The sequence below is a fragment of the Bartonella sp. LB28NMGDW genome (assembly GCF_042194435.1).
GTDB lineage: Bacteria > Pseudomonadota > Alphaproteobacteria > Rhizobiales > Rhizobiaceae > Bartonella > Bartonella grahamii.
On sequence record NZ_JBHIMX010000036.1, the window covers coordinates 1 to 5029 of the forward strand.

The 5029-nt window shown below is 46.5% G+C and carries 3 protein-coding genes and 2 pseudogenes; all 5 read left to right on the forward strand.

Translation table 11 applies throughout. The features are described from left to right. The first annotated feature begins 182 nt into the window (after positions 1-182). A complete protein-coding gene (locus ACFIKG_RS08505) occupies positions 183-1466 on the forward strand; it encodes a phage tail sheath C-terminal domain-containing protein (protein ID WP_375652113.1) in 1284 nt (427 codons plus the stop codon). Between the two features lie 3 nt (positions 1467-1469). Next, positions 1470-1988, forward strand: a complete 519-nt coding sequence (locus ACFIKG_RS08510) for a phage major tail tube protein (RefSeq protein ID WP_015856800.1) — start codon at positions 1470-1472, stop codon at positions 1986-1988. Between the two features lie 41 nt (positions 1989-2029). After that, complete coding sequence (locus ACFIKG_RS08515) at positions 2030-2443, forward strand: hypothetical protein (RefSeq protein ID WP_375648859.1); 414 nt, start codon at positions 2030-2032, stop codon at positions 2441-2443. 131 nt (positions 2444-2574) lie between these two features. Continuing rightward, a pseudogene (locus tag ACFIKG_RS08520) lies at positions 2575-4912 on the forward strand (phage tail tape measure protein). Between the two features lie 13 nt (positions 4913-4925). Continuing rightward, positions 4926-5029, forward strand: a pseudogene (locus ACFIKG_RS08525) (phage tail protein); the annotation flags it as partial.

Here is a 5029-nt window from a genome sequence, read left to right on the forward strand (position 1 = left end):
CACAAGTAACCAAGATATGACAGAAGTCAAATGGATAGCTGTTCTATAAGCAGGCTTATATGTTTTTAAGTCCTTTTATCGCTCTTTAAAAGCCCTTTGAAAGGGCTTTTTTGACTGACAGTGTCAGGCTTATGGAGCATGGTGATGGTTGTTATTCTCTCTTCATTGATTTGGAGAGCAAGATGGCAACAGAATTTAATCATGGGATACGCATTGTAGAGGCTGGTGAGGATTCCCGTCCCTTAGCAACATTTGATCAGACCGCTATTGGTGCGGTTGTCACAGCCCCTGATGCTGACAACCAAGTTTTTCCCCTCGACGAGCCTGTGTTAGTTTTTACACATGAGGGTGAGAAAATCCAAAAGCTTGGGACAAGAGGCACAGCTCTTGATGTTATCAATGCCGTGCGTGCGCAAGGGATTGAGGCACAAATTATTCTTGTGCGAGTGGAAGAAAAATCAACCATTGCTGAGACGCAAACTGAGATGGTGGGATCAAACGCTCATTTGACCGGTGTGCATGCTTTATCGCATGCTAGAGGTCATTTAGGGGTAGAGCCTGGGATTTTATTGGCACCGGCTTATAGTGTAGGGCGCCTTGATAATGGTAAAAACCCCGTGGCGGATGCCTTGGAACAGGTGGCAGAAAAGCTACAAGCGATTGCGGTGTTTGATACGGGTGGTAAAAACACGGAAGAAAGCCTTGCCTATCGCGCAGATTTTTCCTCACGCTTTTGTTACCTGATTGATCCCTTTGTGCGGGTGGCAAATTCTGATGGGGGTGTTAGTGTTAAACCCGCAAGTCCTTTTGCTGCCGCCATGTTTATCAAACGTGATAAGCAAAGGGGTGGTGTTTTTTGGTCTCCCTCCAACCAAGATGTTAAAGGCATTTTAGGCACGGCGCGCCCGATTAGCTATTTTGATGGCGAAATCGATCATGAGGCAAATCGCCTCAACCAAGCCGATATTGCTACCTTTATTCCAGCACGACTTAGTCAAAATGCGCATGGAAAAATTGCTGCCAATGGACGTATTTTATGGGGGAATCATACCACCTCTAGTGATCCACTCTGGCGTTTTGTCAATGTGGTGCGCACCCGTGCAGCTTTGGAAAAAACGATCATCAACAGTTTCCGCCCTTGGGCCAATGATGAAAACCTTACTGGTCAACATGTTATTGCTATTACCCGCAGCCTCACGCAGTTTCTTGATGATCTGATTGCGCGTGGTGCATTGCTTGGTGGCCGTGTTTGGTTTGACCGCGATTTAAATTCCAACAGCACTTTACAATTGGGAAAATTGCGGGTCGAGTTTGATGCGGAAGAAGTGCCGCCTCTAGAAGATTTGAGTTTCGGCAGCCGGCGCAATAGCGCTTATTTTGATCGATTGGCTGAAGATATCCAAAAGAAAATGACTTATCAATTTGGCGATACGTTTGAAACTTATCGTAAAGCAGCAAGGAGTTAAAGCATGACTTTACGCATTGTACGCGGTTTTACCTTGATTGTTGATGATGATGTGAATCTTCACCTTGATCTTGAGACATTGAAACTGCCCACGTTGGAAGAAATCACCGAAACCTATCAACCAGGCGGCTCTGATATGCAAATTGATGTGAGCGGTCTTGGTGTGAAAGCGCTAAGTTTACAAATGAAAATCCGCAGTCACACACCCGAAATTATCGGTATCTTTGGTGGTCCTCCTGGTCTTCGTCATAAATTCACCGGAAAAAAACATGTGATCTCTGAAGAAGATGGACGCGAGCATGAGCATTCCATTGATGTCACGGGGCGCTTGGTCAAAGTCGATAGCGAAGGCTTAACAGCTGGAAAAGCGACAGGCTATGATTGCGAAATCAAAAATGTTTGGGACTATACGGAATTTTGGGATGGCTCTGTTTTGCACCGCTTTTCTTTTAAACGGGGCGGCTGGCTTGTCCGCAATGGGCAAGAGATCGGTTCTCGCCGCCGCTCTATTCTCAATTTATAAGCTCTCATTATTGATAGGGTTCTCATTTATAGGAATTGATCATGACAAGTTTACAAACCAGCATTGACGTGGAATTGCAGGTTCCGCTTCTTTATCAGGATAAAGGAGGCAAAGAATCTCTCTGCAAGAAACTGACCTTTTATCGCCCAAACTTCAAGCAAGCACGCCAATTAGCGGTGTTGATTGGACCGCAGTTGGTAGAGCTCGTTCTACCCGCTGTAGAAGAGGATAAAACAACATTGGGCAATGATATTCTTGTTCTTAAGCTTTGTGAGGCTTTATTTACCCATGAGGCTATGGAAGGAATAGCCGTGCTTTTAGCCGATATGTCACATGAATCTATTGAATTGATTAATCGTCTTGATGTTGTTGACATTATGGCTGTTTTCAAGGCTTTTTTTGCTTTTTTTACGCAACGCCAATCCTCTCTGCCAGACAATTTGGGGCAGAACTAGCCCTTTATTATCACTGGGCGCCTTCAGAAATTAACCAGATGGATTGGCTGGATGTGATTGCCTATCGAGAAGAACTCGCACGCCTTAAAGCCCAAGAATATGAAAGCCATCAGTTAGGATAAGAGACGATCATGGATGTTTCCCTTGTTGTGCGTTTTGTCAATCATCTGCAAGAGGGGATAGCTTCTGCCAAGCGTGATCTTGCAGCCTTCAGTAGCGATGTTGCGCATTTCCAAAACAAGACAAGGCAACACTTTAAAAATTGGTTTGACCCTGAACATCTTGAGGATGCGACAAAGAATGCGAAAAATGCTTTTATCCAAGCGCGGGGGCGTATGGTGGGTGCCATTGCGCAAACAGCAACCTTAATTGCACCGCTCTATAAAGCCATGCAATTTGATCAATCGATGAAGGGATTAGAAAAGGTTCTCGATGCCCCCCTTCATCGCTTAAAGGAATTGCGCCGTTTTGCGCTTGAAACCTCCACCAAGATTCCGCTAGCGGCACGTGAAGTCTTAGAACTGATGACCAGTGCCAGCCAAGCAGGGATTGGCGAACAAGATCTAGAAGCTTTTAGCATTTATGCTGCCAAAGCGGCTGTAGCTTTTGATATGACGGGAGATCAGATTGGGGAGCGCTTTGCCAAATTGCGCAATGTCTTTAAGCTTAATCAAGCAGGCATTGAAGATCTAGGCGATGCTATCAATCATCTCTCTAATCACATGGCGGCAAAGGCAAGTGAGGTGTCTGATTTTACCAATCGTGCTACCGGTGCGGCAACCATGTTTAAGCTCACCGCGCGGGAAACAGCAGCATTTGGTACGGCGATGATTTCTGCTGGGATTGTTCCAGAGAGTGCCGCGCGTGGTTTTAATGCGATGAGTGCCCGTATTCAGGCAGGAGGCAAGCATATTGAAGATGCTTTTGCCAATATCGGGCTTTCTCGCGAAAAATTTATGCAAGATCTGGACAAAGATGCCACCGGTACCTTGGTACGCTTTTTTGATGTTTTAGCGAAATCTGAACAGGGTATGCGTTCCCTGATTGCCATTGCTGGGCGCGATTTTACTGGTGATTTTGCCAAATTGGTGGGTAACCCCGAATTGTTAGGGCAAGCTTTAGATTATGTGAAAGATCCACAAGTCTTTAAAGGTTCGGTAGAACAAGAAGCAGACAAACAAGCAACCGGTGCTATGCGGCAATTTGAATTGTTGCAAAACCGCATTGTGGCTTTGGGGATTAGCATTGGTGAAGTGCTTCTGCCCCCCCTCAACAGTTTGATGGAAAGTGTTGGCAATTTTACCAATGGGCTTATGGCGTGGGCGAATGCCCATCCCACTTTAACGAGCGCCATCATCAAAACCATTGCCGCTCTGATGGCTTTTAATATTGCTCTACGGGTTTTGCGCTTTACTCTTGCCGGGACACGCCTTGGGCTTCTTCAATTGATCACGTCTTTTATCAAGCTTAGAGTACTCAGTCGTGGTGTTGCTGCAAGCTGGCGGGGCTTAGCAGCCGCAGGGCGCTCGCTGGGCTTGCTAACCGCGGGTCTTGGGGCAAGTTCACTCCGACTCTTACGCCCCATGACCTTGTTGGTCGGGGCTTTACGGGGGATTGCTGTCTCAGGAAGTGCATTTGCTGCCTCTTTTGGCTCTGTTGGGACAGTGATCGAAGTGGTTGGGGCGGGTATTGCCTCTGTTGTGGGGGGTATTTTTACTCCAATAGGGGCTGCGGTTGCTGCTGTTGTGGCTGTCATCCTTGCTGCTGGTTTTGCTTTGTGGAAATATTGGGATCGTTTTTCTTCTTTTGTCAAAGGTTTGGCACGGGGGGGTATCTCGGGCTTGGGGGCAAGCCTTTGAAGCCGTTATGCGCTTTTTTGGTGCTGATACCACCACCATTACGCGTTGGAAAAATATAATCGCCAATGCTTTTGATCTCTCTCAAGTTTGGCAAAAGTTTAAACAAGAGCTTAGCGCTGTTGCCGAGTGGTTTGGCAATTTGTGGGAGGGCGTTAAACAAAGCTTTTCCAACTTTTGGCAATGGTTGAAGAGTTTTTTTACACAGGAAAAGCTCTCGGAGAGTGCCAAGGCTGGTATGGAACAAGCGGGCGAAGATCTGGCTAATTCGATTGTCGATGGTTTTATGTCGTCTATCACAAAGTTGAGCGATTTTTGTAAATCTTTGCCTAGCCGCATTAAGGGGTGGATTGGTTCCATTGATGTAAGAGAGTTTTTGCCAAGTTTTTTGGGAGGCAAAACAGCCATTCAACCGATTGCACAATTTGCGGGGGCGGGGCATGCCAATTACTCTGTGAGAGAACAAAGAGACAAAGACCGTTCCCCCATCACACACAATCAAAATGTCACAGTGCATGTTAATGGGGCGCGTGAACCCATGGCCACTGCTCGTGCGGTTGCCCACGCCATTCAACGGGCACGTGCCAATGCTCTGCATGGCGGGACAGAATAAGGGGAGGGAGCCTATGAGAGATCCTTTGATGATGTTAGGTCCGCATCAATTTTATGTGGATTGGCTGAATTTCCAATCTTTTGAAGAAGAGTTTTCTGCCTCATGGGTTTGTATGGA

Excerpts from the sequence above, each read along its gene's own strand:
- ACFIKG_RS08510 (WP_015856800.1), top strand. The coding sequence starts at position 1,470 with ATGACTTTACGCATTGTACGCGGTTTTACCTTGATTGTTGATGATGAT.
- ACFIKG_RS08505 (WP_375652113.1), top strand. The coding sequence starts at position 183 with ATGGCAACAGAATTTAATCATGGGATACGCATTGTAGAGGCTGGTGAG.
- ACFIKG_RS08515 (WP_375648859.1), top strand. The coding sequence starts at position 2,030 with ATGACAAGTTTACAAACCAGCATTGACGTGGAATTGCAGGTTCCGCTT.